Consider the following 24,998-nt stretch of genomic DNA (forward strand, 5'->3'; position numbering starts at 1 on the left):
AGGATTTTAGCCCGAGCTCAAATCAGCTCTCTGACTTCAGCGAGCTTTTTTATTGAGGTTTTATCGGTCACAATTTTGGAGACTACAAAAACCTGCTCAACCTGAGCAGACAAGCAAGGGTTGTTTTATCGGTCACAATTTTGGAGACTACAAAAACTCATCTAAGCTGATCAGTCTCTTGCTACTTGTTTTATCGGTCACAATTTTGGAGACTACAAAAACATCCGTCTTTCGACAGTTCTGACAGTTATAGTTTTATCGGTCACAATTTTGGAGACTACAAAAACCTGATACATAAAAAGCGATTCATTCTCTGAGTTTTATCGGTCACAATTTTGGAGACTACAAAAACTAATGCGAAATAGCTGTGCACCAAGGACAGGTTTTATCGGTCACAATTTTGGAGACTACAAAAACCAAGATTTTGACGAACTAAGTCCTTTCCTGGTTTTATCGGTCACAATTTTGGAGACTACAAAAACCTGCTCAACCTGAGCAGACAAGCAAGGGTTGTTTTATCGGTCACAATTTTGGAGACTACAAAAACTCAAAATCGCTTAGTTTTTACCCCCTTTTTGTTTTATCGGTCACAATTTTGGAGACTACAAAAACTCATCTAAGCTGATCAGTCTCTTGCTACTTGTTTTATCGGTCACAATTTTGGAGACTACAAAAACCTCAAATGGTATCAGCTAATGACACCATGATGGTGCGCAGTTACTCGGCTTTTCAAGCCGAGTAACTGTCTGCAAGCCCCCTCGGAGAGCCCACACTTTACGAAGTAAAGTATAGTATGTTATACTTTACATGGAAGTAGTCACCGAATTCCAGTTAGAAATTACTTTGTAACTACGTTTTGAGGAGGAGTAAAATGCTTTCCTACGTTCGACATTACCCACTAGCGATAGCTAAATTAATGTGTCTGTGCTCTCCTAAAATCTGCTGATTTATTACTAACTAATACAGGAGGTTTTTATGGGACAGACAATCATATCTGCTATTGGTGTTTATATTTCCACCAGTATCGATTATTTAATTATTTTAATTATTTTATTTGCACAGCTATCACAGAATAAACAGAAATGGCATATTTATGCGGGGCAATATCTAGGAACAGGCTTACTTGTAGGGGCGAGTTTAGTTGCTGCTTATGTCGTTAATTTCGTGCCTGAAGAATGGATGGTTGGATTGCTTGGTTTAATCCCTATCTATTTAGGGATTCGCTTTGCAATTGTTGGAGAAGGTGAGGAAGAAGAGGAAGAAATTATTGAAAGATTAGAACAAAGCAAGGCAAATCAACTGTTTTGGACAGTTACATTGCTGACAATTGCGTCTGGCGGAGATAATTTAGGTATCTATATACCTTATTTTGCTTCGTTAGATTGGTCACAGACCCTCGTGGCGTTGCTTGTGTTTGTAATCGGCATAATTATCTTTTGCGAGATTAGTCGGATGTTATCCTCTATTCCGTTAATATTCGAGACAATTGAAAAATACGAGCGAATCATTGTGCCCATAGTATTCATTCTACTTGGACTATACATCATGTATGAAAATGGCACGATAGAGACTTTTCTGATCGTGTAGATTTTTTTGTTTCACTAGGATTATAGCCCGAGCTCAAATCAGCTCTCTGACTTCAGAGGGCTTTTTCTATATATGTCTCTATCCTTGTCCATCTAATAGAAATATGGTATACTTTTTATGAGAATTTTCTAAATTTTTAAGATTCTATCAAAGGAGGTTTGCATGCTTTCCAAATTTTCTGGAAGCCGACGGGACCTGCAATTTGTGTTGTTTTTAGGTATTTTGTTAGCTGTTTTAGGGATTTCCCTCTTTCTAGCTGTTTCTATGGGGTCCGTTGCGATTGATCTAGGAGATACCTATCGAATCATTTTGAGCAGGTTAGGATTTCCTCTTGAGATAGGAGAGGTTTCCAAGTCTACTCTTGCCATTGTATGGAATATGAGGTTCCCCCGAGTATTGTTAGGCTTGATAGTAGGGGCAGGTCTTTCTATGTGTGGTAGCGTGATGCAGTCCACAGTGAACAACCCCATTGCAGAGCCCTATGTCTTAGGTATCTCTGCGGGTGCAACTCTAGGGGCAACTTTGAGCATCATTCTCGGTTTAAAAGTGATGATTAGCCTTGGCGCTTTTCTTGGAGCTATTTTGGCAACCATTGCTGTCCTCATCATTGCCTCTATGCAGGGCAGGATGACGACTTCTAGTCTCATTTTATCAGGAACTGTGGTCAATGCTCTCTTTCTGGCATTTTCCAATTTTATTATCTCAGTCGGCGCTAATGCTGACAGTGTGATGACCATTAAGTTTTGGACCATGGGTTCGCTTGCCGGAACTAACTGGTCTGACTTAGTCTTGCCAACTATAGTAGTAGGATTGGCCTTTCTATTTTTCTCTACTCAGTATCGTGTTTTTAATGCGATGATGATGGGAGATGAGGCTGCTTTAACGTTGGGGATTCCCTTACGCTTTTATTGGTATCTTTATGTGACCATGGTGGCTGTGCTGACAGCAGTCTTAGTGGCAACTTGTGGGATTATTGGATTTGTTGGTCTGATTACTCCCCACTTAGCTCGAGGGTTAGTAGGAACGAATTACAGGAGACTTTTTCCCGTTGCGACCTTACTGGGTGCCCTCTTTGTTATTTGGGCAGATGTACTCTCTCGTGTCATCATTCCCAATGCTGAGCTGCCGATTGGTATTTTCACAGCCTTAGTAGGTGCTCCCTTCTTTATCTACATTGTTGGAGGTAGGCGAAGGGAGGTGAGGGCCTGATATGGACTTGATTTGTCAGGATGTCCACTTTGGACTAGGAGAGAAAAAAATCCTCAAAGGAGTTTCTCTTAAGGTTGAGGGGCATCAATTTCACACGATACTAGGACCAAATGGAAGTGGGAAAACCAGCTTGCTTAAACTCCTCTATCGTCAGGAAAGGGCGGACAAAGGCTTGATAAGCCTAGATGGAAAGTCTCTGGAGCATTGGTCACTCAAAGAAACAGCCAAGCAAATGGCGGTCGTCACCCAGTTTAATCAATTGCAATTTGATTGTACAGTTGAGGAAATCGTCTTGCTGGGAAGAACTCCCCACCTCTCTTTTTTACAGAAGGAAAAGGAAAGAGATTATGCCCTCGTTCAAGATGCTCTCGTCAAGGTGGATATGCTTGAGAAGAAAACTCGTCTCTATTCGTCTCTGTCAGGGGGGGAGAAACAACGAGTCTTATTAGCCCGCGCCTTGGCGCAAGAACCGACTCTCTTGCTCCTGGACGAACCAACCAATCACCTGGATATCAAGTATCAGCTAGACTTGTTGGCCATTGTGAAGAATCTCAAGGTCAATGTTCTAGCTGTCCTACATGATATTCAACTTGCTTGTCGCTATTCGGATTATCTCTATCTGATGAAAGAGGGGGAAATCCTTTACCAAGGGACTCCAAAGGAGACCATCACCCCAGAGTCATTGCAAACTGTATACGGAGTTCAAAGTCAGGTTACTTGGACTGAGGATCAGCAAGCCATGATTCACTATTTATAAGAATGAAAAGGAAAACAAAATGAAAAAAACACTAAGCATTTTACTCGTAACAGTAGCTACCCTAACCATGGCAGCTTGTGGTAACACTACTACAGAAAAAGCTACCACACAGTCTAGCACAGAAACAAGTCAAAAGGCCAGCACAGAGACGACTTATCCGTTAACGGTCAAGACCTATGACGCTAAGGGAAATGAAGTTGAACAAGTTTTTGACAAGGCACCTGAAAAAGTTATCACCAACAATCTTTCAACCACTGAAATCTTGTTGGAGTTAGGCTTGAAGGATAAAATTGCTGGCATGCTCAACCCGGACAATGCTGTAACAGACAAATACAAGGACGCGATTGCGACGATTCCTCAAATTGGGGATAAAAAAACAGTCTCACAAGAGACAGTCCTTTCTTATGAGCCAGATGCGGTGATGGGTCGAAACATGATGTTTTCTGAAAAATCCTTGGGGACAGTTAGCACTTGGAATGAAAATAAAATCCCAGTCTATACACAAAAAGCTTCTCTCTCAACGATTCAGCAAGATTTGGGGAATATTGTAGAAGATGTCAAAAATCTTGGAATGATTTTCAATGTTCAGGACAAGGCTAATGAATACGCAGCCCAATTACAAGCTAAAATTGACGCTGTTAAGAAAGCAAATCCAACAAGCCAAGGTGAAAAGAAAAAGGCTTTGATTATGGTTGCTTATAATGATGAAACCTTTGGTGCCTACAAGTCTGCTTTGCAAGAAAGCTTGTTGAATCAACTTGGTTATACAAACGTTGCAACGGGAACATCAGGCTTAACCTTGGAAAATCTCGTGTCAATGGATCCGGAGTTGATTATCTATGTAACTAGTGACCGCAACAAAAAATTGGATGCCAACGCAGTAGAGTTGATGAAGGCAAATGAAGTTTTGGAAAATGTTCCTGCAATTAAGAATCAAAAAATCATGACCATTTCTTACGATGAGTTGATGGACTATGGTCCAGCAGTGATTGATTCCCTTGAGAAAATCAATGACTTTATCAATAAATAATGAGTTTGATTGGGAGGGAATCCAAGTCAAGGTCAGCCTTCCTTCGGCCTATGATCCCAACCAAACCTATCCAGCGATTCTCTTGAATGATGGAAACTTGGATTTCCTCTCTTCCCTTTCAGAATCTGTGATTTTAGTGGGCTTGACCTCTAAAAATCGCCTAGATGAATACACTCCATGGAAGGCAGCTGCTCTGAGAGAGGGGACTCCAGATTTTGGCGGTCAGGCAAAGGTCTATCATGATCATTTATTTGGAGGTCTTTTAGACAGGTTGCAGTCGCTTTATCGCCTGGACAAAAATCGCCTTGCCTATGGAGGGTATTCACTAGGTGGTTTGGTGGCTGTATACAGTCTTTTCCATTTTGACAAGGTCTCCTGTATCTTCTCTATCTGCGGTTCCTTTTGGTATCCTGATTTTACGACTTATTGCAAAGATGAAAGGGTGAAAAACTTAGATTGTTTACTGTATTTACAGAATGGTCAAACAGAAGGAGCCCATCATACTAATCGCTTGGCTCAAGCACCAGTTTATGCTGAGCAGATCCATACCAGTCTTCAGAAACGTTATCCGACTGGTCAGTTTGTCTTTGATCCCTATGGGCATCATGAGCAAGTGGCTGAGCGCTTTCTAGCCTTTTCCAACTGGTTGGCCCAAAAATGGAAAATTGCATAAAAGAAATATCCCTTGGTAAAAGCCAAGGGATAATTGTATTTTTTAACCAAGAGACTCTCTCTTCTTATCTGGATTCCAGATAAAGCTTGCAATGAAGGTAAAGATAATCGTTAGGATACCAACAACCACAGCAAGGATGAGGGCAGGGATGCGGATAAACCACCAGAGTGGGTTTGGTTTTTTATCATTGTGCCATTGCTTGGTTTCTTCGTCTAAACGTTGGAATTCAGCTTGGATGCGGTCTGCAACCATTTCAATCCCTTCATCATTCATTTTCTTGATGTCTGAGATATCGATAGGGTTTCCAAAGTTCATATCGACACGTTCACGGCTAACCAAACCTTTCAAGGTCATGGGACCAGTATAGGTAACTGGCATGATACGGACCTTAGCCATCTTGGCAATCAGAGCAACTCCGCCTTTGACATCTGTCGAGTGGCGACTACCACTAGGAAACATGATAAGGGAACGGTCACTTTTTTTGAGGACATTGATAGGGTATTTGATAGCAGAGGCGCTAGGATTTTCCCGGTCGATAGGAAAGGCCCCACACATACGAATCCACCAGCCAAAGATGCGGTTGTTAAAAAGCTCTTTTTTAGCCATAAAGATGAATTGTTTTGGTTTGGTCGCAAAAGCCATGTAAACTGGATCCCACCAGGTACGATGAGGTGCGACCAGGATATAGTTTTCATCTTTACTAGGGATTTTATCAGTATTGTGGTAGTGGGCATTGCCGTTGATGGACCACAAGATCAGCATGACTAGTCCACGCAAATAAGTATAAAACATGAGAACTCCTTCGATTGTATTGCTTTTATTATTATACCTTATCGAAAGACTACTGGCAAACTTTTTCAGTTTTCAGTGGACAGTTTTTGGATAGGATTAGAATTCTGCTAGAAAAAATGATATGATAGAATTTATGGATAAAAATAAGATAATGGGATTAACCCAAAGAGAAGTCAAGGAAAGACAGGCTCAAGGTTTGGTCAATGACTTTACCGCATCAGCCAGTACCAGTACTTGGCAAATCATCAAACGAAATGTTTTTACACTTTTTAACGCGTTGAACTTTGCCATTGCCTTGGCGCTAGCTTTTGTGCAGGCTTGGAGCAATTTGGTCTTCTTTGCTGTTATCTGCTTTAACGCTTTTTCTGGAATTGTGACCGAACTACGGGCCAAACACATGGTGGACAAGCTCAACCTCATGACCAAGGAAAAGGTCAAAACCATTCGTGATGGTCAGGATATTGCCATCAATCCAGAAGAATTGGTGCTGGGTGATGTGATTCGTCTGTCGGCTGGGGAGCAGATTCCTAGTGATGCGCAGGTTTTAGAAGGCTTTGCGGAAGTCAATGAAGCCATGTTGACGGGTGAGAGTGATTTGGTGCAAAAAGAAGTTGACGCCTTGCTTTTGTCTGGAAGTTTCTTAGCCAGTGGATCAGTTTTGGCTCAAGTTCACCATGTCGGTGCAGAAAACTATGCTTCCAAACTCATGCTGGAAGCCAAGACTGTTAAACCCATTAACTCCCGTATCATGAAATCGCTGGACAAGCTAGCTGGTTTTACTGGGAAGATTATCATTCCCTTTGGTCTAGCTCTCCTCCTAGAAGCCTTGATTTTAAAGGGTTTGCCCCTCAAGTCATCTGTTGTAAATTCATCGACTGCCCTTTTGGGAATGTTGCCTAAGGGAATCGCCCTTTTGACCATTACTTCGCTCTTGACTGCGGTGATTAAGCTGGGCTTGAAAAAGGTCTTGGTGCAGGAGATGTACTCTGTCGAGACCTTGGCGCGCGTGGATATGCTCTGTCTGGACAAAACGGGCACCATCACCCAAGGAAAGATGCAGGTGGAGGCGGTTCTTCCTCTGACGGAAACTTATGGTGATGAGGCTATTACTAACATTCTGACCAGCTACATAGCTCATAGTGAGGATAAAAATCCAACAGCTCAGGCTATTCGCCAGCGTTTCCAAGGAAAGGTTGCTTACCCTATGATTTCGAATCTTCCTTTCTCAAGCGACCGTAAGTGGGGAGCTATGGAGTTAGAAGGTTTGGGGACGGTTTTTTTAGGGGCACCTGAGATGTTGTTGGACTCTGAAGTCCCTGAAGCCAGAGAGGCCTTGGAGAGAGGGTCACGTGTCTTAGTCTTGGCTCTCAGTCAGGAAAAACTAGACCATCACAAGCCCCAGAAACCATCTGATATTCAAGCCTTGGCACTGCTGGAGATCTTGGATCCGATTCGAGAAGGAGCGGCTGAGACCCTAGACTATCTTCGTTCCCAGGAAGTAGGCCTCAAGATTATCTCTGGTGATAATCCAGTCACGGTTTCCAGCATTGCCCAGAAGGCTGGTTTTGCAGACTATCACAGCTATGTAGATTGTTCAAAAATCACGGATGAGGAATTGATTGCCATGGCTGAAGAGACAGCTATTTTCGGACGTGTTTCCCCTCATCAAAAGAAACTCATCATCCAAACGCTGAAAAAAGCAGGGCATACAACGGCCATGACAGGGGACGGAGTCAATGATATTCTGGCTCTTCGTGAAGCAGATTGTTCGATTGTAATGGCGGAGGGAGATCCGGCGACTCGTCAGATTGCCAATCTGGTTCTTTTGAACTCAGACTTTAATGATGTTCCTGAGATTCTCTTTGAAGGTCGTCGTGTGGTCAATAACATCGCCCACATCGCACCGATTTTCTTGATAAAGACCATCTATTCCTTCTTGCTCGCAGTCATCTGTATCGCCAGTGCTCTTCTGGGACGGTCTGAATGGATCTTGATTTTCCCTTTCATTCCGATTCAGATTACCATGGTCGACCAGTTCGTGGAAGGTTTCCCACCATTCGTTCTGACTTTTGAGAGAAATATCAAACCTGTTGAACCAAACTTCCTCAGAAGATCCATGCTTCGTGCCCTACCAAGCGCTCTCATGGTCGTGTTCAGCGTTCTTTTTGTGAAAATATTTGGAGCGAGTCAAGGCTGGTCTGAGATAGAAATCTCAACTCTACTCTATTATCTCTTGGGGTCAATTGGTTTCTTATCCGTATTTAGAGCCTGCATGCCATTTACCCTCTGGCGTGTCCTCTTGATTGTCTGGTCAGTAGGAGGCTTCCTAGCCACAGCTCTTTTCCCAATGATCCAAAAGTTGCTTGAAATTTCAACCTTAACTGGACAAACATTGCCTGTCTATGGGGCCATGATGTTGGTCTTTACCGTGATTTTCATTCTAACTAGTCGTTACCAATCCAGAAAATAAAGAAAGACTGCAATCTGTGGATTGCGGTCTTTTTAGGTGCAAGATTGCTAGCTGATACTCAATGAAAATCAAAGAGCAAACTAGGAAACTAGCCGCAGGCTGTACTTGAGTACGGCAAGGCGACGTTGACGCGGTTTGAATTTGATTTTTGAAGAGTATGAAATGTGGTATAATAAGAGGTAACAGAGTTTTGGAAAGTGAGAGAAGATGATTTCAAAGAGATTAGAATTGGTGGCGTCCTTTGTGTCACAGGGGGCCGTTTTACTAGATGTGGGGAGTGACCATGCTTATCTGCCTATCGAGTTGGTCGAAAGAGGCCAAATTAAAAGTGCCATTGCAGGTGAGGTTGTGGAAGGCCCCTACCAGTCTGCGGTTAAAAATGTTGAGGCTCACGGCCTAAAGGAGAAAATCCAAGTTCGTTTAGCCAATGGCTTGGCAGCCTTTGAAGAGGAAGACCAAGTGTCGGTTATCACCATTGCTGGCATGGGTGGTCGTTTGATTGCTAGGATTTTAGAAGAGGGCTTGGACAAGTTAGCTAATGTAGAGCGTTTGATTCTCCAGCCAAATAATCGTGAAGACGACTTGCGCATCTGGCTACAAGACCACGGTTTTCAAATCGTAGCAGAAAGCATCCTAGAAGAAGCTGGCAAATTCTACGAGATTCTAGTTGTGGAAGTGGGACAAATGAAGCTATCAACCAGTGACCTTCGCTTTGGACCTTTCTTGTCCAAAGAGGTCAGTCCAGTATTTGTCCAAAAATGGCAAAAAGAAGCAGCTAAGTTAGAGGTTGCTCTTGACCAAATCCCAGAGAAAAATCGAGAAGAACGTCAAGTTCTAGCTCATAAAATTCAAGCCATCAAGGAGGTGCTCCATGCTAGCAAGTGAAGTGATTAACGCATATGAAGCCTTTTGCCCTCAGGAATTTTCCATGGAGGGAGACAGTCGTGGCCTGCAAATCGGAACTCTAGACAAGGATATCCAAAGGGTCATGGTTGCTCTCGATATTCGTGAAGAGACGGTGGCTGAATCTATTGAAAAGGGTGTGGACTTGATTATCGTCAAGCACGCGCCTATCTTTCGTCCTATCAAGGACTTGGTAGCCAGCCGTCCGCAAAACCAGATTTACATTGATTTGATTAAGCATGACATTGCAGTTTATGTTAGCCATACCAATATTGATATTGTTGAGAACGGCCTCAATGATTGGTTCTGCCAAATGCTAGGTATCGAGGAAACGACTTATCTGCAGGAAACGGGCCCTGAACGTGGAATTGGTCGTATTGGGAATATTCAGCCTCAGCCTTTTGGGGTATTGGCCCAGCATGTCAAGCAAGTCTTTGGTCTAGATAGCCTTCGAATGGTGCATTATCAAGAAAGTGATTTGCAGAAGCCTATTTCAAGAGTGGCCATCTGTGGCGGTAGTGGTCAATCTTTCTATAAGGATGCTTTAGCTAAGGGGGCAGATGTCTACATTACTGGTGACATCTACTACCACACTGCCCAGGATATGTTGTCTGATGGCTTGTTGGCCTTGGACCCAGGTCACTATATAGAAGTGCTTTTTGTGGAAAGAGTCGCAGCACTTCTTACTCAATGGAAGGAAGAGAAAGGCTGGGACATTGATATTTTACCTAGTCAAGCATCGACCAATCCTTTCCACCATATCTAGTTAGAAAGTGAAAACAATGAAAAAAGTTGCTATTATCGGAGCAGGAATTGTGGGAGCAACAGCAGCCTACTACCTCTCACAAGAAAGTGACCTAGAGGTGATTGTTTTTGACCATGGACAAGGTCAAGCTACCAAGGCCGCGGCGGGAATTATCAGTCCTTGGTTTTCCAAACGCCGTAATAAAGCTTGGTACAAGATGGCACGCTTGGGGGCTGACTTTTATGTGGATTTGTTGGCTGATTTAGAAAAGTCTGGCCAGGAAATTGACTTTTACCAATGTTCGGGAGTTTTTCTCTTGAAAAAGGATGAATCCAAGCTAGAAGAACTCTATCAACTAGCCATAGAGCGAAGAGAAGAGTCTCCCTTGATAGGCCAGTTAGCCATTTTAGACCAAGCGTCTGCAAATGAGTTTTTTCCTGGTCTGCAAGCATTTGACCGCCTGCTCTATGCTTCTGGTGGAGCGAGAGTAGATGGTCAACTCTTAGTGACTCGTTTGCTAGAAGCTAGTCAGGTCAAACTGGTCAAAGAAAAAGTAACTCTGACACCTTTAGCATCAGGTTACCAGATTGACGAAGAGGTATTTGATCAGGTTATTTTGGCGACGGGAGCTTGGTTGGGACATCTGTTAGAGCCTTTAGGTTATGAAGTAGATATTCGTCCCCAAAAAGGACAACTCCGAGATTATCAACTTACCCAAGACATGGAAGCTTACCCTGTTGTCATGCCAGAAGGGGAGTGGGATTTAATTCCTTTTGCAGGCGGGAAATTGTCCCTAGGAGCTACTCATGAAAATGACATGGGATTTGACTTGACAGTGGATGAAAGCTTGCTCCAACAAATGGAGGATGCGGCCTTGCCTCACTATCCAGCCTTGGCAGGAGCGAAATCATCGGGTGAGCGTGTGGGAATCCGTGCCTACACCAGTGATTTCTCACCTTTCTTTGGACAGGTGCCAGGCTTAGCAGGTGTCTATGCGGCTAGTGGACTAGGTTCATCAGGCCTCACAACGGGTCCTATCATCGGTTACCATTTAGCTCAACTGATTCAAGACAAGGAGTTGACCTTGGACCCTCTAAACTACCCAATTGAAAACTATGTCAAACGAGTAAAAAGAGAATAGAATTTTACTGAAATTTTAGCCTCCCCTCTAGGATGGCAAATGACATTCCCTATCAAAAATGGTAAAATAAGAAAAAATAATCCGAGAATCGAGGAAAGAAGATGCAAGAAAAGATTTTGGTGACGGGTGGAGCAGGTTTTATCGGAACCCACACAGTTATTGAGTTAATCCAAGCAGGTCATCAGGTTGTTGTGGTGGATAACCTTGTCAACAGCAATCGAAAAAGTTTAGAAGTTGTTGAAAGAATTACAGGAGTTGAAGTGCCTTTCTATGAGGCAGATATCCGTGATACAGATACTCTTCGTGACATTTTCAAACAAGAAGAACCAACAGGAGTCATTCACTTTGCTGGCTTGAAGGCTGTCGGTGAATCTACCCGTATTCCTCTTGCCTACTATGACAACAATATCGCTGGAACTGTTAGTCTTTTGAAGGTCATGGAAGAAAACAACTGTAAAAACATTATTTTCAGTTCTTCTGCGACAGTTTACGGAGATCCTCATACAGTGCCAATCTTGGAAGATTTCCCACTTTCAGTGACCAATCCATATGGCCGCACTAAGCTTATGCTTGAGGAAATTTTGACGGATATTTACAAAGCAGACTCGGAATGGAATGTGGTCTTGCTTCGTTACTTTAACCCAATCGGAGCGCATGAAAGTGGAGACTTGGGAGAAAATCCTAACGGAATTCCAAACAATCTCTTGCCTTATGTTTCACAAGTAGCAGTTGGCAAACTAGAGCAAGTGCAAGTATTTGGAGATGATTACGATACAGAAGATGGAACTGGTGTTCGTGACTATATCCATGTTGTAGACCTAGCCAAAGGTCACGTTGCAGCTTTGAAAAAACTTCAAAAAGGTTCAGGTCTAAACATTTATAACCTTGGGACTGGTAAAGGTTACTCAGTTCTTGAAATTATCCAAAATATGGAAAAAGCAGTGGGACGTCCTATTCCTTACCGCATCGTAGAACGCCGCCCAGGTGATATCGCTGCCTGCTACTCAGACCCAGCAAAAGCCAAAGCAGAGCTCGGATGGGAAGCAGAACTCGACATCACCCAAATGTGTGAAGACGCGTGGCGTTGGCAAAGCAAGCATCCAAATGGATTTGAAGACTAAGATGATGATTTCAATCATTGTCCCATGTCTAAACGAAGAGGAAGTACTTCCTCTTTTTTATCAGTCTGTGGAAGCTCTGCTTCCTGACTTGGGAGCAGAAGTCGAATATGTCTTTGTAGACGATGGCTCAAACGATGGAACCTTGGAGCTTTTGAAGGCCTATCGGGAGCAAAATCCTGCGGTCCGTTATGTCTCATTCTCACGAAATTTTGGGAAAGAGGCAGCCTTATACGCAGGCTTGCAGCATGCAACTGGAGACTTGGTGGTCGTGATGGATGCAGACCTTCAGGATCCTCCTAGTATGCTACTTGAGATGAAAGCCTTACTAGACCAAAATGCAGACATAGACTGTGTTGGGACACGGAGAACTAGTCGGGAGGGAGAACCCTTTTTCCGTAGTCTCTGTGCGAACCTCTTTTACCGCCTCATGCAAAAAATCAGCCCAGTAGCCTTGCCCTCAGGTGTCCGTGATTTTCGCATGATGAGAAGGTCTGTGGTAGATGCTATTTTAACACTGACCGAATCCAATCGTTTTTCTAAGGGACTCTTTGCCTGGGTGGGTTTTAAAACGCACTATCTTGATTATCCAAACGTTGAACGACAGGCTGGCAAGACCAGTTGGAGTTTTAGACAACTCTTTTTCTACTCGATTGAAGGAATTCTTAACTTTTCAGATTTTCCCTTGAGTATAGCCTTTGTAGCGGGACTCCTATCTTGTTTTCTTTCGTTTGTGATGACATTTTTTGTAGTGTTTCGGACTCTTATCTTGGGAAATCCGACATCTGGTTGGACGTCTTTGATGGCTGTCATCCTCTTTCTTGGAGGGATTCAACTTCTGACCATTGGGATTCTCGGTAAGTATATCAGTAAGATTTATCTAGAGACCAAAAAAAGACCACTCTATCTCGTCAAAGAAAAAAGTGACCCTTCTATTGTTGAAGGAAAAAATAACCAAAAAAGACTATAATTTTACCTAGAAATATGCTAAACTAGTAGGTGTGGGAAAAATGAGAAAAAATCAATTATATTTATTCCCTGCTTCCTACGATGGATCTTTTAGAAGTGCTCTTGTAGGACAATTTTTGATGGCCTCCAGAACATCGCTGGTCTCAGCGATTTCTCTTTGCAATTCAACTGGATCATCGTAAAATCGAACGATTCCATTATCATGGTAATCAAAGAGTTCAGAATAGGTTTGGCAAAGCCCGCAGGCGATGCACCGTTCGGGTATAAGTGTGACTTTCATATTTATATTGTAATAAGAAAATGAAAAAAAAACAAGGAGTAAGGTATGGAAAAGGAACCGTGGCAAGAAGATATTTACGAAAACAATGAGGAAGAAACAAGATCAGAGCGTCGACACCGGAAACAAAAAGGGAAAGGCGTAGTTGCCAATCGTGTCTTGACAGTTCTAGCTAGCCTCTTCTTTGTAATTGTTGTAGCGATGGTAGTTGTATTGATTTACCTATCAACCGGTGGAAGCAATCGTACATCATCTTTGAAGGACTTCTATGATGCATCGTCTCCTTCTACAAGTTCAAGTTCTAAAGTGGAAGAATCATCATCTTCAAGTAGCAAGGTAGAGGAAACAACTTCTTCTGAATCAACACCTTCACAGAGCAGTTCGGAAGAACATACTACAGAGGGTGAAGGAACACTTACAGTACAGCCTGGAGAGGGAGAAGCAGCTCTTGCTCAACGTGCAGGGATTTCCATTGCCCAGCTAGAAGCCCTAAATCCTTCTCACATGTCATCTGGATCTTGGTTTGCCAACCCAGGTGATGTGATTAAGACAAGATAGGAGTCGGTCATGAAGACAATTCAAATTGCTATCGATGGTCCAGCTTCGAGTGGTAAGAGTACGGTCGCAAAGATTGTCGCTAAAGATTTTGGTTACACTTATCTCGATACAGGTGCTATGTACCGTGCTGCGACTTATATAGCGCTCAAGCACCAGTTGGATGCAGGAAATGTAGACCAACTTCTTGAGCTTCTTAACCAACACCCCATTAGTTTTGGTCGTTCAGAAACAGGTGAGCAACTTGTTTTTGTAGGGGATGTTGAGATTACGCATCCGATTCGTGAAAATGAAGTGACCAACAAGGTTTCAAGCATTGCTGCCATTCCTGAAGTGCGTGAGAAACTGGTTTCGCTCCAGCAAGAGATTGCTCAGCAAGGTGGTATCGTCATGGATGGGCGTGATATCGGGACAGTTGTTTTACCACAAGCTGAACTCAAGATTTTCCTAGTGGCTTCTGTTGAAGAAAGAGCAGAGCGTCGTTACAAGGAAAATATTGCCAAAGGCATTGAGACAGATTTGGAAACGTTGAAAGAAGAGATTGCTGCGCGTGACTACAAGGACAGTCATCGTGAAACCTCACCTCTCAAACAGGCTGAGGATGCAGTTTACCTTGACACAACTGGACTAAGTATCCAAGAAGTGGTTGAAAAAATCGAATCAGAAGCAAAAAAATATATGTCCTAAGGGCGAGAGGAGCAGGCTGAATGAAGCCTGCTCCTTTTCTCTCTTTTGCGCGCGTTTCAAAACAGCCTTTTTGGGAGAATTTTGATAAAATAGTAGTATCAATAAAAAGGACGGAAGCATGACAAAGAAAATCATAGCCATTTGGGCCCAAGATGAAAAAGGTGTGATTGGGAAGGAAGATCGTCTCCCTTGGCATTTGCCAGCAGAGTTAAAACATTTTAAAGAAACAACCTTGAATCATGCCATTTTAATGGGCCGTGTAACCTTTGATGGAATGGGACGTCGTCTGCTTCCAAAACGGCAAACCCTGATTTTAACGCGAAATAGCGAAGAAGTCATAGATGGGGCGCTCGTATTTCAAGATGTGGAGTCTGTTTTAGCGTGGTATCAGAGTCAGGAAAAAAATCTCTATATCCTTGGTGGCAAGCAGATTTTTCAGGCTTTTGAGCCTTATTTAGATGAAATCATCGTGACGCAGATTCATGCTCAGGTGGAGGGAGATACCTATTTTCCTGAGGAGTTTGACTTGTCTCATTTTGAGACAGTAGCAAGCAAATCTTACACCCGAGATGAGAAAAACGACTATGATTTTACCATCGAATACCGAGATAGAAAGGAAGTCTAATGGAGCGCAGTATATTTGGATTTTTTACAGCTTTTTTGTGTGTGATCTGTATTTTGACTGGAGCACAGGCTTTTCGTAAGAAGCGCTATGGACTGTCTGCCTTACTCTGGTTAAATGCTTTTACCAATCTGGTAAACAGTGTCCACGCTTTTTATATGACCTTATTTTAGATAGAATGATAAATTAGAATGGAAGGAAATCATGCCTACAAATAGGAAAAATGATATGATGGTTTATTGCTCATTTTGTGGCAAAAGCCAAGAAGAAGTAAAGAAAATAATCGCTGGGAACAACGCCTTTATCTGTAATGAATGTGTGGAGTTGGCCCAGGAAATCATTCGGGAGGAGTTGGCTGAGGAAGTCTTGGCAGACTTGTCTGAAGTACCAAAACCAATCGAACTCCTCAATATCTTAAACCACTATGTGATTGGTCAGGATCGTGCCAAACGTGCCTTGGCAGTGGCTGTATACAATCACTATAAACGCATCAATTTCCATGATACGCGTGAAGAGTCAGAAGATGTGGATTTGCAGAAGTCAAATATCCTGATGATTGGTCCAACTGGTTCAGGGAAAACTTTCTTGGCTCAGACTTTGGCTAAGAGCTTGAATGTGCCTTTTGCTATTGCAGATGCGACAGCTCTGACTGAGGCTGGGTATGTGGGTGAGGACGTGGAAAATATCCTCCTCAAACTTTTGCAGGCTGCTGACTTTAACATCGAACGTGCAGAACGTGGGATTATCTACGTAGATGAAATTGACAAAATTGCCAAGAAGAGCGAGAATGTGTCTATCACACGTGACGTTTCGGGTGAAGGTGTGCAACAAGCCCTTCTCAAGATTATCGAGGGAACTGTCGCTAGCGTGCCGCCTCAAGGAGGACGCAAACATCCACAACAAGAGATGATTCAGGTGGATACTAAAAATATCCTCTTTATCGTAGGTGGTGCTTTTGATGGCATCGAAGAAATCGTTAAACAACGTTTAGGTGAAAAAGTTATCGGTTTCGGCCAAAATAACAAGGCAATTGACGAAAACAGCTCCTACATGCAAGAAATCATCGCAGAAGACATTCAAAAATTTGGGATTATCCCTGAGTTGATTGGGCGCTTGCCTGTCTTTGCTGCTCTTGAGCAATTGACGGTCGATGACTTGGTTCGCATCTTGAAAGAGCCAAGAAATGCCTTGGTGAAACAATACCAAACCTTGCTTTCTTATGATGATGTTGAGTTGGAATTTGACGACGAAGCTCTTCAGGAAATCGCCAATAAGGCTATTGAACGCAAAACTGGTGCGCGTGGTCTTCGCTCAATCATCGAAGAAACCATGCTAGACGTTATGTTTGAAGTGCCAAGTCAAGAAAATGTGAAATTGGTCCGCATCACCAAAGAAGCTGTCGATGGAACGGAAAAACCCATCCTAGAAACAGCCTAGAGGTGACTATGGAAATCAATACACACAATGCTGAAATCCTGCTCAGTGCGGCAAACAAGTCCCACTATCCGCAGGATGAACTGCCAGAGATCGCCCTTGCAGGGCGTTCAAATGTCGGTAAATCTAGCTTTATCAACACCATGCTCAACCGCAAGAATCTTGCCCGTACATCAGGGAAACCTGGGAAGACCCAGTTGCTCAACTTCTTTAACATTGATGACAAGATGCGTTTTGTGGATGTACCAGGTTATGGCTATGCCCGCGTTTCTAAAAAGGAACGTGAAAAATGGGGGCGCATGATTGAGGAGTATTTGACCACTCGGGAAAATCTCCGTGCGGTTGTCAGTTTGGTGGATCTCCGCCACGACCCGTCAGCAGATGATGTGCAGATGTACGAATTTCTCAAGTATTATGAGATTCCGGTTATCATCGTTGCGACTAAGGCGGACAAGATTCCCCGTGGTAAGTGGAACAAGCACGAATCAGCAATTAAAAAGAAATTAAACTTTGACCCAAGTGACGACTTCATCCTCTTTTCATCTGTCAGCAAGGCAGGGATGGATCAGGCTTGGGATGCAATATTAGAAAAATTGTGAGGGAAAGAAATGGCAAAAACAATTCATACAGACAAAGCTCCAAAGGCTATCGGACCATATGTTCAAGGGAAAATCGTTGGCAATCTTTTGTTTGCTAGCGGTCAAGTTCCCCTATCTCCTGAAACTGGAGAAATTGTAGGAAAAACAATCCAAGAACAGACAGAACAAGTCTTGAAAAATATTGGTGCTATTTTGGCTGAAGCAGGAACAGACTTTGACCATGTTGTTAAAACAACTTGCTTCTTGAGCGATATGAATGACTTTGTTCCTTTTAACGAGGTTTACCAGACTGCCTTTAAAGAGGAATTTCCAGCTCGTTCAGCTGTAGAGGTTGCACGTCTTCCTCGTGATGTAAAAGTCGAAATTGAAGTGATCGCAGAGATTGGATAAGCTAGTTGAAGTTTGGCTCTGCCAAACTTTTTTTGATATAAGGAGAGATAGATGACAAAGAAACAACTTCACCTGGTGATTGTGACAGGTATGAGTGGCGCAGGGAAAACGGTAGCCATTCAGTCCTTCGAGGATTTGGGATATTTCACTATTGACAATATGCCACCAGCCCTCTTGCCAAAGTTTTTGCAGTTGGTAGAGACCAAGGATGATGACCACAAACTGGCCTTGGTTGTGGACATGCGTAGCCGTTCCTTCTTCTCAGAGATTCAGGCCGTTTTGGATGAATTGGAAAACCAAGATGATTTGGACTTCAAAATCCTCTTTTTAGACGCAGCAGATAAGGAATTGGTGGCACGCTATAAGGAAACTAGACGAAGTCACCCTCTAGCTGCTGATGGTCGGATTTTAGATGGCATCAAGCTGGAACGTGAACTCTTAGCACCTTTGAAAAATATGAGTCAAAATGTGGTGGATACGACAGAACTCACTCCGCGTGAACTGCGTAAAACCATTGCTGAGCAATTTTCAGACCAAGAACAAGCCCAGTCTTTCCGTATCGAGGTCATGTCTTTTGGATTCAAGTATGGTATCCCTATTGATGCAGACTTGGTCTTTGATGTCCGTTTCTTGCCAAATCCATACTACCTCCCTGAACTCCGTAATCAGACAGGTGAGGATCAAGCAGTTTATGACTATGTGATGAATCATGAAGAGTCTGAAAGTTTTTATCAGCACTTACTCGCCTTGATTGAGCCCATTTTGCCAAGTTACAAAAAAGAAGGCAAGTCTGTTTTAACCATTGCAGTAGGATGTACAGGTGGACAACACCGTAGTGTGGCCTTTGCCAAGCGCATAGCTGAGGACCTTGCTAAAAACTGGCCTGTCAATGAAAGCCATCGTGACAAAGACAGAAGAAAGGAAACGGTAAACCGTTCATGAGAAAACCAAAGATAACTGTAATTGGTGGAGGAACAGGTATCCCCGTCATTTTGAAAAGCTTGCGAGAAAAGGATGTTGATATCGCAGCCATCGTAACGGTAGCTGATGATGGTGGCTCTTCTGGTGAGCTAAGAAAGAATATCCAACAGCTGACACCACCTGGTGATCTTCGCAATGTCCTGGTAGCCATGTCGGATATGCCTAAGTTTTATGAGAAGGTTTTTCAGTACCGTTTCTCAGAAGAGGCTGGAGCTTTTGCGGGTCATCCACTGGGGAATATCATCATAGCAGGGCTCTCTGAAATGCAAGGGTCCACTTATAATGCCATGCAGCTGCTAAGTCTCTTTTTCCACACAACAGGAAAAATCTACCCCTCAAGCGATCAGCCTTTGACACTGCATGCAGTCTTTAAAGACGGTTCTGAGGTGGTAGGTGAGAGCCACATTGCTGATCATCCAGGTATGATTGACCATGTCTATGTGACCAATACCTTGGATGATGAAATACCCCAAGCCAGCCGTCGAGTAGTCAATACCATTCTCGAGAGTGATATGATCGTCTTGGGTCCTGGTTCCCTCTTTACATCGATTTTGCCCAATATTGTCATAGAGGAAATTGGGCAGGCTCTCTTGGAGACCAAGGCGGAGATAGCTTACGTCTGCAATATCATGACCCAGCGTGGGGAAACAGAGCACTTTTCAGACAGCGACCACGTGGAAGTCCTCCATCGACACTTAGGTCGGCCTTTTATTGATACGGTCTTGGTGAATATCGAAAAGGTTCCTAGAGAATACATGGATACCAACCGTTTTGATGAGTATTTGGTTCAGGTAGAGCATGACTTTGCTGGTCTTTGCAAGCAGGTTCCTCGTGTGATTTCATCCAACTTCCTTCGTTTGGAAAATGGAGGTGCCTTCCATGATGGCGATTTGATTGTAGATGAATTGATGCGCATTATACAGGTGAGAAAATGAGTTTTACAGTCGCAGTAAAAGAGGAAATTCTTGGTCAACACCATCTCAGCCGTCATGAACTATCGGCCATTATCAAGATATCTGGCAGTATTGGTCTCTCGATTTCGGGGCTGACCCTGTCTGTCGTGACCGAAAATGCCAAATTAGCTCGTCACCTCTATGAGTCCTTTCTCCATTTTTATGAGATCAAGTCTGAGATTCGACACCATCAGAGGAGCAATCTTCGCAAGAATCGTGTCTACACGGTCTATACTGATGAGAGGGTGCAGGAGCTTTTGGCTGATTTGCGACTTGCGGATTCCTTTTTTGGTTTGGAGACGGGTATTGATCCCGATATTTTAGCAGATGAGGAGGCTGGTCGTGCTTACTTATGTGGGGCCTTTCTGGCAAATGGTAGCATCCGAGATCCGGAGTCTGGCAAGTACCAGTTGGAGATCAGTTCCGTTTATCTGGACCACGCCCAAGGACTAGCCTCTCTCCTCCAGCAATTTTTACTGGATGCCAAGGTTATTGAGCGCAGGAAAGGTGCAGTTACCTATCTCCAGCGTGCAGAGGACATCATGGATTTCTTGATTGTGATTGGGGCCATGCAGGCGCGTGATAATTTTGAGCGCGTCAAGATTTTGCGTGAAACTCGTAACGATCTCAATCGAGCCAATAATGCCGAGACAGCTAATATCGCTCGGACAGTTTCTGCCAGCATGAAGACTATCAATAATATCAGTAAAATCAAAGATAGAATGGGTTTGGAAAATTTACCAGTGGATTTGCAGGAGGTGGCTCGCTTACGGATCCAGCACCCAGACTACTCTATCCAGCAGTTGGCGGATAGCCTGAGCAATCCCCTGACCAAAAGTGGTGTCAACCACAGACTCAGAAAAATAAACAAGATTGCAGATGAACTATAAAACCACGAATCGTTGATCCGTGGTTCTTTTATTATAAACTGGTCGAGTGTTTGGGTTGTACTTTTTGGTCAGGGTCAATGTAGTTAATGGCATTGTTAACAGCTGTTGGAGCTTCACCCAGTCCTGTAGCGATCAAATCAATCTTACCTTCATAGTAGCAGCAGTCGCCGATAGCATAGATACCTGCTTGGCTGGATTCTTGTTTGCTATTGACGATAATCTTGTGACGGTTGAGGTCCAGACCCCAATTTTTAAGATTGCCGACAGATGATTTGAAGCCGTAATTGACAAAGAGGTGGTCTAGGTCGATAGTTTCGGTTTCATCTGATTTGACTTTGGTGATTTCTAGTTTATCGAGTGTTTTTCCATCTCCGAGAAGTTGGCTAGGGACGAACGGTGTCTTGATAGTTACAGATGATTCTTGCAAGGCTTGCACACTATGTTCCAAGGCGCGGAAGTTATCTCTGCGGTGAACAAGGGTAGTTGGGGCAATCTTTTCAAAAGCCAGAGCCCAGTCCACAGCTGAGTCTCCCCCACCAAGGATGGTCACTTTCTTGCCAGCGTATTGCTGAATGTTGGAAACGTGGTAGTGGATATTTTCATAGTTTTCAACGCCATCTAATTCGAGCGGACGTGGTTTGAAGGCGCCACCACCCATAGCAATGATGACGGTTTTAGTCAGGTGACTCCCCTTATTGGTTGTAATGGCAAAGCCTTGATCTTGTTTCTCAATTTCAAGAACGGTTTCATTGAGATGAATAGGGGTATCAAAGCCGTTTAGCTGTTCAATCAAGCGATTGGTCAGCTCTTCTCCAGTTAAGTTTGGAAAACCTGGCACATCAAGGATTTGCTTTTCAGGGTAGAGAATGGCGGGCTGGCCACCTAGCTGGGGAAGGGAGTCGATGATTTGGACTTTGGCTTGGCGTAGGTGAGCGTAAAAGGCAGCAAAGAGACCAACAGGACCGCCACCTACAATAGTAATATCATAGAGTTGAGACATGATTTCTCCTTCGTTTTTTCTAATCAGTTTATTTTATCATATTTTTGCTTAATTTAAAATGAGGTAGGATAGGGAAAAAATGGGCAAAAAATGGTATAATAATGAGTAAAGTGTTTTGACAGGGAGGAGGCCAAGGATGAATTTTCAACAATTATCCAATTTACAATACTGGACGAGTTTGTTTTCAAGTCCTTGGAGTATAGTCACCAATCTGATTGATATTCTCATTGTGACTTATATTTTATATCATTTTACTAAAGCTATTGCAGGCACCAAGATTATGATATTGGTCCGTGGAGTCTTAGTTTTTATTCTAGCCCAGATTCTTTCCAATATGATTGGTTTAACGACTATTTCCTGGTTAATCAATCAGATCATCACCTACGGGGTGATTGCAGCGGTGGTTATCTTTTCACCAGAGATTCGGACTGGTTTGGAGCGATTGGGCCGGGCTACTGATTTCTTCTCCAATGCCCCTATTAGTGCGGAAGAGCAGATGGTTCATGCATTTGTGAAATCAGTTGAATACATGAGCCCTCGTAAGATTGGGGCGCTTGTAGTGGTTCAGAGAGTGAGAACCTTGCAGGAATACATCTCGACAGGGATCCCTTTAGATGCCAAAATTTCGGCTGAATTGCTTATCAATATTTTCATTCCCAATACTCCCTTGCATGATGGTGCTGTCATTATCAAGGAAGACCGAATTGCTGTAACTTCAGCCTATCTACCCTTGACTGAAGATACCGGGATTTCCAAGGAGTTTGGAACGCGTCACAGGGCGGCGATTGGTTTGTCGGAAGTGTCAGATGCTCTTACCTTTGTGGTTTCGGAAGAAACGGGTGGAATCTCCATCACCTATAATGGAGTCTTTAAGCATGATTTGACCTTGGAAGAGTTTGAATCTGAATTGAGAAGAATCTTACTTCCAACATCAGAGAAAAAGCAAGGTCTGAAAGAGCGCTTGCTAGGAGGATTGAAACATGAGAAAAAATAGTCTATACATCATTTCTTCCTTCTTTTTCGCCTGCATTCTCTTTATCTATGCAACATTGACAAACTATCAGAATAGCAACAGTGCCAGACAGGTGCGGACGGAGACTTATACGAACACAGTTCTTAATGTCCCAATTGATATTCAGTATGACAGTGATCAGTATTTTATCAGTGGTTTTACATCTGAGGTGACGGTCTTTCTAACAGGCTCAAACAGAGTTGCTTTGGCGAGTGAGATGCAGGAAAGTACCCGCAAATTTAAGGTGACGGCTGATCTTTCTGATGCTAGTGTAGGAACCATCGAAGTTCCTCTGACTATTGAAAATTTACCGAGTGGTTTGACGGCTGTTGCGACACCGCAAAAGATAACAGTGAAGGTTGGTAAAAAAGCAAAACGAGACAATGTCATTGTTGTGCCGGAGATTGATCCTAGTCAGATTGATTCTCGCGTGAAAATCGATACAGTTACTGTATCAGATGAAAAAGTAACGGTTATTAGTGATGAGGAAACCCTCTCCAAAGTAGATCGTGTCATTGCCATCTTACCGACGAGTGAACGGATAACTAGAAACTACTCGTCCTCTGTTCCTCTACAAGCAGTCGATAAAAATGGAAATGTCTTACCAAGCGTCATTATGCCGTTTGACACAACTATGAAAATTACAACAAAAACAGCAACGTCTAGTTCAAGTAACTCGTCAACAAGTTCCTCAGAAGGCAGTTCGTCTTCAACGAGTTCAGAAACAAAATCAGATTCGTCTAAACAATAATAAATAATAGAAAAGGATGATAAATAAAATGGGTAAATATTTTGGGACCGATGGAGTCCGTGGAGAAGCAAACGTAGAACTGACACCAGAATTGGCTTTTAAACTAGGCCGTTTTGGTGGATATGTCCTCAGTCAACACGAAACAGAAGCCCCTAAAGTCTTTGTAGGACGTGATACACGTATCTCAGGAGAAATGTTAGAATCAGCCTTGGTGGCAGGTCTTCTCTCTGTAGGGATTCACGTCTACAAACTTGGTGTCCTTGCAACACCAGCAGTTGCTTACTTAGTCAAAACCGAGGGAGCCAGTGCAGGTGTCATGATTTCAGCGAGTCACAACCCAGCCCTTGATAATGGAATTAAATTCTTTGGTGGGGATGGCTTCAAACTTGATGATGAAAAAGAAGCAGAAATCGAAGCTTTGCTAGATGCTACAGAAGACACCCTTCCTCGTCCAAGTGCCGAAGGCTTGGGAACCTTAGTGGACTATCCAGAAGGTTTACGTAAGTATGAAGGCTACCTTGTTTCAACTGGAACTCCTCTTGAAGGAATGAAAGTGGCCTTGGACACAGCTAACGGTGCAGCGTCTACAAGTGCTCGTCAGATTTTCGCTGATCTTGGTGCTCAGTTGACAGTTATCGGTGAGACACCAGATGGTCTTAATATCAACTTGAATGTGGGTTCTACACACCCAGAAGCTCTTCAAAAAGTGGTCAAAGAAAGCCAATCAGCTATTGGTTTGGCCTTTGACGGAGACAGTGACCGCTTGATTGCTGTTGATGAAAATGGCGACATCGTTGATGGTGATAAGATTATGTATATTATCGGGAAATACCTTTCTGAAAAAGGCCAGTTAGCTCAAAACACCATCGTAACAACCGTCATGTCTAATCTTGGCTTCCATAAGGCCTTGGAGAGTGCTGGTATTAACAAGGCAGTGACTGCTGTTGGTGACCGCTATGTCGTTGAAGAAATGAGAAAATCAGGCTACAATCTTGGTGGTGAACAATCAGGTCACGTTATCTTAATGGATTACAACACAACTGGTGATGGTCAATTATCAGCTGTTCAATTGACTAAGATCATGAAAGAAACAGGCAAGAGCTTGTCTCAACTAGCATCAGAAGTGGCGATTTACCCACAAAAACTGGTCAATATCCGAGTGGAAAATGCCATGAAAGAAAAAGCCATGGAAGTACCAGCTATCAAAGCAATCATCGAAAAGATGGAAGAAGAGATGGCTGGCAATGGCCGTATCCTTGTCCGCCCAAGTGGAACAGAACCCCTCTTGCGTGTCATGGCAGAAGCGCCAACAACAGAAGAAGTCAACTACTATGTCGATACTATTGCTGCTGTGGTTAAAGATGAAATCGGTATTGACTAAAGCCTAGAAAACTAGATGAAATGATAAAAATGTGGTACAATTGCATAGTAAATTGTAGCAATGGGAGAGAAA

26 protein-coding genes and 1 CRISPR repeat array are annotated in these 24,998 nt (G+C 43.2%); of the genes, 23 read left to right on the forward strand and 3 right to left on the reverse strand.

The features are described 5' to 3' along the window. Nucleotides 1–57: 57 nt before the first annotated feature. Nucleotides 58–677: direct repeats of the CRISPR family, unit length 35 nt; unit sequence GTTTTATCGGTCACAATTTTGGAGACTACAAAAAC. 298 nt (nt 678–975) lie between these two features. The 5 genes from M1G01_RS00755 (at nt 976) to M1G01_RS00775 (ending at nt 5,256) form a co-directional block, all read left to right on the forward strand. After that, complete coding sequence (locus M1G01_RS00755; protein WP_000531728.1) at nt 976–1,587, forward strand: CadD family cadmium resistance transporter; 612 nt, start codon at nt 976–978, stop codon at nt 1,585–1,587. 162 nt (nt 1,588–1,749) lie between these two features. Then, nucleotides 1,750–2,796, forward strand: coding sequence for a FecCD family ABC transporter permease (locus tag M1G01_RS00760; RefSeq protein ID WP_247930918.1), 1,047 nt, complete (start codon nt 1,750–1,752; stop codon nt 2,794–2,796). A gap of 1 nt (nt 2,797) precedes the next feature. Next, the gene (locus M1G01_RS00765; RefSeq protein WP_061413492.1) at nt 2,798–3,553 is read left to right on the forward strand and encodes an ABC transporter ATP-binding protein; all 756 of its coding nucleotides are present in this window, start codon (nt 2,798–2,800) and stop codon (nt 3,551–3,553) included. A gap of 19 nt (nt 3,554–3,572) precedes the next feature. Beyond that, nucleotides 3,573–4,583: an ABC transporter substrate-binding protein gene (locus M1G01_RS00770; protein WP_084853308.1), complete on the forward strand. Its 1,011-nt coding sequence runs from the start codon at nt 3,573–3,575 to the stop codon at nt 4,581–4,583. Continuing rightward, nucleotides 4,564–5,256 (forward strand): alpha/beta hydrolase-fold protein, encoded by a 693-nt coding sequence (locus M1G01_RS00775; RefSeq protein WP_247930919.1) that lies wholly within the window; start codon nt 4,564–4,566, stop codon nt 5,254–5,256. The genes M1G01_RS00770 and M1G01_RS00775 overlap by 20 nt, the downstream gene beginning before the upstream one ends. Nucleotides 5,257–5,298: 42 nt before the next feature. On the opposite strand, the gene M1G01_RS00780 is transcribed toward M1G01_RS00775, so the two are convergent. Beyond that, nucleotides 5,299–6,048 carry a lysophospholipid acyltransferase family protein gene (locus M1G01_RS00780; RefSeq protein ID WP_000500170.1) on the reverse strand — a complete coding sequence of 250 codons (750 nt, stop codon included), beginning with the start codon at nt 6,046–6,048 and terminating at the stop codon, nt 5,299–5,301. Between the two features lie 133 nt (nt 6,049–6,181). Here M1G01_RS00780 and M1G01_RS00785 point away from each other — a divergent pair, with 133 nt between their 5' ends. The 6 genes from M1G01_RS00785 to M1G01_RS00810 all read left to right on the forward strand — a co-directional run bounded on the left by M1G01_RS00785 (nt 6,182) and on the right by M1G01_RS00810 (nt 13,395). After that, on the forward strand, nt 6,182–8,518 hold the full coding sequence (locus M1G01_RS00785) for a cation-translocating P-type ATPase (protein ID WP_247930920.1): 2,337 nt from the start codon (nt 6,182–6,184) through the stop codon (nt 8,516–8,518). 207 nt (nt 8,519–8,725) lie between these two features. Then, nucleotides 8,726–9,403 carry a tRNA (adenine(22)-N(1))-methyltransferase gene (locus M1G01_RS00790; RefSeq protein ID WP_125328234.1) on the forward strand — a complete coding sequence of 226 codons (678 nt, stop codon included), beginning with the start codon at nt 8,726–8,728 and terminating at the stop codon, nt 9,401–9,403. Beyond that, nucleotides 9,390–10,187 carry a Nif3-like dinuclear metal center hexameric protein gene (locus tag M1G01_RS00795; RefSeq protein WP_049479536.1) on the forward strand — a complete coding sequence of 266 codons (798 nt, stop codon included), beginning with the start codon at nt 9,390–9,392 and terminating at the stop codon, nt 10,185–10,187. The genes M1G01_RS00790 and M1G01_RS00795 overlap by 14 nt, the downstream gene beginning before the upstream one ends. A 16-nt stretch (nt 10,188–10,203) precedes the next feature. Continuing rightward, nucleotides 10,204–11,307, forward strand: a complete 1,104-nt coding sequence (locus M1G01_RS00800; protein ID WP_038805532.1) for an NAD(P)/FAD-dependent oxidoreductase — start codon at nt 10,204–10,206, stop codon at nt 11,305–11,307. 101 nt (nt 11,308–11,408) lie between these two features. After that, nucleotides 11,409–12,428 carry a UDP-glucose 4-epimerase GalE gene (gene galE, locus M1G01_RS00805; RefSeq protein WP_038805531.1) on the forward strand — a complete coding sequence of 340 codons (1,020 nt, stop codon included), beginning with the start codon at nt 11,409–11,411 and terminating at the stop codon, nt 12,426–12,428. 1 nt (nt 12,429) lies between these two features. Beyond that, entirely contained in the window at nt 12,430–13,395 is a 966-nt protein-coding gene (locus tag M1G01_RS00810; protein WP_247930921.1) for a glycosyltransferase family 2 protein, read from the forward strand. Between the two features lie 75 nt (nt 13,396–13,470). Here the strand turns inward: M1G01_RS00810 and M1G01_RS00815 are convergent, their stop codons facing one another. Then, entirely contained in the window at nt 13,471–13,674 is a 204-nt protein-coding gene (locus M1G01_RS00815; RefSeq protein ID WP_002874767.1) for a ferredoxin, read from the reverse strand. A gap of 45 nt (nt 13,675–13,719) precedes the next feature. Here M1G01_RS00815 and M1G01_RS00820 point away from each other — a divergent pair, with 45 nt between their 5' ends. The 9 genes from M1G01_RS00820 (at nt 13,720) to whiA (ending at nt 20,782) form a co-directional block, all read left to right on the forward strand. Continuing rightward, the gene (locus M1G01_RS00820; protein ID WP_000410193.1) at nt 13,720–14,229 is read left to right on the forward strand and encodes an SAG1386/EF1546 family surface-associated protein; all 510 of its coding nucleotides are present in this window, start codon (nt 13,720–13,722) and stop codon (nt 14,227–14,229) included. A 9-nt stretch (nt 14,230–14,238) separates the two neighbouring features. Next, the gene (gene cmk / locus M1G01_RS00825) at nt 14,239–14,913 is read left to right on the forward strand and encodes a (d)CMP kinase (protein ID WP_000849409.1); all 675 of its coding nucleotides are present in this window, start codon (nt 14,239–14,241) and stop codon (nt 14,911–14,913) included. A 118-nt stretch (nt 14,914–15,031) separates the two neighbouring features. Further along, on the forward strand, nt 15,032–15,538 hold the full coding sequence (locus M1G01_RS00830; protein ID WP_247930922.1) for a dihydrofolate reductase: 507 nt from the start codon (nt 15,032–15,034) through the stop codon (nt 15,536–15,538). Between the two features lie 201 nt (nt 15,539–15,739). After that, entirely contained in the window at nt 15,740–16,972 is a 1,233-nt protein-coding gene (gene clpX / locus M1G01_RS00835; protein ID WP_002874765.1) for an ATP-dependent Clp protease ATP-binding subunit ClpX, read from the forward strand. A gap of 8 nt (nt 16,973–16,980) precedes the next feature. Next, nucleotides 16,981–17,568, forward strand: a complete 588-nt coding sequence (yihA, locus tag M1G01_RS00840) for a ribosome biogenesis GTP-binding protein YihA/YsxC (protein WP_000405203.1) — start codon at nt 16,981–16,983, stop codon at nt 17,566–17,568. Between the two features lie 9 nt (nt 17,569–17,577). Continuing rightward, entirely contained in the window at nt 17,578–17,958 is a 381-nt protein-coding gene (locus M1G01_RS00845) for a RidA family protein (RefSeq protein WP_001140428.1), read from the forward strand. Nucleotides 17,959–18,009: 51 nt separating this feature from the next. Then, nucleotides 18,010–18,900, forward strand: a complete 891-nt coding sequence (gene rapZ, locus M1G01_RS00850) for an RNase adapter RapZ (RefSeq protein ID WP_000163039.1) — start codon at nt 18,010–18,012, stop codon at nt 18,898–18,900. Continuing rightward, nucleotides 18,897–19,874, forward strand: coding sequence for a YvcK family protein (locus M1G01_RS00855; protein WP_247930923.1), 978 nt, complete (start codon nt 18,897–18,899; stop codon nt 19,872–19,874). The genes rapZ and M1G01_RS00855 overlap by 4 nt, the downstream gene beginning before the upstream one ends. Then, nucleotides 19,871–20,782 (forward strand): DNA-binding protein WhiA, encoded by a 912-nt coding sequence (gene whiA, locus M1G01_RS00860; RefSeq protein ID WP_247930924.1) that lies wholly within the window; start codon nt 19,871–19,873, stop codon nt 20,780–20,782. Before M1G01_RS00855 ends, whiA begins: the two co-directional genes overlap by 4 nt. A 31-nt stretch (nt 20,783–20,813) precedes the next feature. On the opposite strand, the gene M1G01_RS00865 is transcribed toward whiA, so the two are convergent. Next, on the reverse strand, nt 20,814–21,782 hold the full coding sequence (locus M1G01_RS00865) for an NAD(P)/FAD-dependent oxidoreductase (RefSeq protein WP_070568486.1): 969 nt from the start codon (nt 21,780–21,782) through the stop codon (nt 20,814–20,816). 136 nt (nt 21,783–21,918) lie between these two features. On the opposite strand from M1G01_RS00865, the gene cdaA reads away from it, so the two are divergent. The 3 genes from cdaA to glmM are packed head-to-tail and all read left to right on the forward strand — an operon-like array spanning nt 21,919 to nt 24,926. Next, nucleotides 21,919–22,776: a diadenylate cyclase CdaA gene (gene cdaA, locus M1G01_RS00870; RefSeq protein WP_070568490.1), complete on the forward strand. Its 858-nt coding sequence runs from the start codon at nt 21,919–21,921 to the stop codon at nt 22,774–22,776. Continuing rightward, complete coding sequence (locus tag M1G01_RS00875) at nt 22,763–23,545, forward strand: CdaR family protein (protein ID WP_001230923.1); 783 nt, start codon at nt 22,763–22,765, stop codon at nt 23,543–23,545. Before cdaA ends, M1G01_RS00875 begins: the two co-directional genes overlap by 14 nt. Nucleotides 23,546–23,573: 28 nt before the next feature. Beyond that, on the forward strand, nt 23,574–24,926 hold the full coding sequence (gene glmM / locus M1G01_RS00880; RefSeq protein ID WP_227232228.1) for a phosphoglucosamine mutase: 1,353 nt from the start codon (nt 23,574–23,576) through the stop codon (nt 24,924–24,926). The last annotated feature ends 72 nt before the right edge of the window (nt 24,927–24,998 follow it).

This window comes from Streptococcus oralis, assembly GCF_023110055.1.
GTDB lineage: Bacteria > Bacillota > Bacilli > Lactobacillales > Streptococcaceae > Streptococcus > Streptococcus oralis_BY.

What these genes read in the sequence shown, in the direction of transcription:
- M1G01_RS00770 (WP_084853308.1), top strand. Translation starts at nt 3,573, where the DNA reads ATGAAAAAAACACTAAGCATTTTACTCGTAACAGTAGCTACCCTAACC.
- M1G01_RS00800 (WP_038805532.1), top strand. Translation starts at nt 10,204, where the DNA reads ATGAAAAAAGTTGCTATTATCGGAGCAGGAATTGTGGGAGCAACAGCA.
- clpX (WP_002874765.1), top strand. Translation starts at nt 15,740, where the DNA reads ATGCCTACAAATAGGAAAAATGATATGATGGTTTATTGCTCATTTTGT.
- M1G01_RS00855 (WP_247930923.1), top strand. Translation starts at nt 18,897, where the DNA reads ATGAGAAAACCAAAGATAACTGTAATTGGTGGAGGAACAGGTATCCCC.
- M1G01_RS00820 (WP_000410193.1), top strand. Translation starts at nt 13,720, where the DNA reads ATGGAAAAGGAACCGTGGCAAGAAGATATTTACGAAAACAATGAGGAA.
- M1G01_RS00865 (WP_070568486.1), bottom strand. Translation starts at nt 21,782, where the DNA reads ATGTCTCAACTCTATGATATTACTATTGTAGGTGGCGGTCCTGTTGGT.
- rapZ (WP_000163039.1), top strand. Translation starts at nt 18,010, where the DNA reads ATGACAAAGAAACAACTTCACCTGGTGATTGTGACAGGTATGAGTGGC.
- M1G01_RS00815 (WP_002874767.1), bottom strand. Translation starts at nt 13,674, where the DNA reads ATGAAAGTCACACTTATACCCGAACGGTGCATCGCCTGCGGGCTTTGC.
- M1G01_RS00765 (WP_061413492.1), top strand. Translation starts at nt 2,798, where the DNA reads ATGGACTTGATTTGTCAGGATGTCCACTTTGGACTAGGAGAGAAAAAA.
- M1G01_RS00845 (WP_001140428.1), top strand. Translation starts at nt 17,578, where the DNA reads ATGGCAAAAACAATTCATACAGACAAAGCTCCAAAGGCTATCGGACCA.
- M1G01_RS00785 (WP_247930920.1), top strand. Translation starts at nt 6,182, where the DNA reads ATGGATAAAAATAAGATAATGGGATTAACCCAAAGAGAAGTCAAGGAA.
- M1G01_RS00810 (WP_247930921.1), top strand. Translation starts at nt 12,430, where the DNA reads ATGATGATTTCAATCATTGTCCCATGTCTAAACGAAGAGGAAGTACTT.
- galE (WP_038805531.1), top strand. Translation starts at nt 11,409, where the DNA reads ATGCAAGAAAAGATTTTGGTGACGGGTGGAGCAGGTTTTATCGGAACC.
- cdaA (WP_070568490.1), top strand. Translation starts at nt 21,919, where the DNA reads ATGAATTTTCAACAATTATCCAATTTACAATACTGGACGAGTTTGTTT.
- whiA (WP_247930924.1), top strand. Translation starts at nt 19,871, where the DNA reads ATGAGTTTTACAGTCGCAGTAAAAGAGGAAATTCTTGGTCAACACCAT.
- M1G01_RS00775 (WP_247930919.1), top strand. Translation starts at nt 4,564, where the DNA reads ATGACTTTATCAATAAATAATGAGTTTGATTGGGAGGGAATCCAAGTC.
- M1G01_RS00790 (WP_125328234.1), top strand. Translation starts at nt 8,726, where the DNA reads ATGATTTCAAAGAGATTAGAATTGGTGGCGTCCTTTGTGTCACAGGGG.
- M1G01_RS00755 (WP_000531728.1), top strand. Translation starts at nt 976, where the DNA reads ATGGGACAGACAATCATATCTGCTATTGGTGTTTATATTTCCACCAGT.
- M1G01_RS00780 (WP_000500170.1), bottom strand. Translation starts at nt 6,048, where the DNA reads ATGTTTTATACTTATTTGCGTGGACTAGTCATGCTGATCTTGTGGTCC.
- M1G01_RS00795 (WP_049479536.1), top strand. Translation starts at nt 9,390, where the DNA reads ATGCTAGCAAGTGAAGTGATTAACGCATATGAAGCCTTTTGCCCTCAG.
- M1G01_RS00875 (WP_001230923.1), top strand. Translation starts at nt 22,763, where the DNA reads ATGAGAAAAAATAGTCTATACATCATTTCTTCCTTCTTTTTCGCCTGC.
- M1G01_RS00830 (WP_247930922.1), top strand. Translation starts at nt 15,032, where the DNA reads ATGACAAAGAAAATCATAGCCATTTGGGCCCAAGATGAAAAAGGTGTG.
- glmM (WP_227232228.1), top strand. Translation starts at nt 23,574, where the DNA reads ATGGGTAAATATTTTGGGACCGATGGAGTCCGTGGAGAAGCAAACGTA.
- M1G01_RS00760 (WP_247930918.1), top strand. Translation starts at nt 1,750, where the DNA reads ATGCTTTCCAAATTTTCTGGAAGCCGACGGGACCTGCAATTTGTGTTG.
- cmk (WP_000849409.1), top strand. Translation starts at nt 14,239, where the DNA reads ATGAAGACAATTCAAATTGCTATCGATGGTCCAGCTTCGAGTGGTAAG.
- yihA (WP_000405203.1), top strand. Translation starts at nt 16,981, where the DNA reads ATGGAAATCAATACACACAATGCTGAAATCCTGCTCAGTGCGGCAAAC.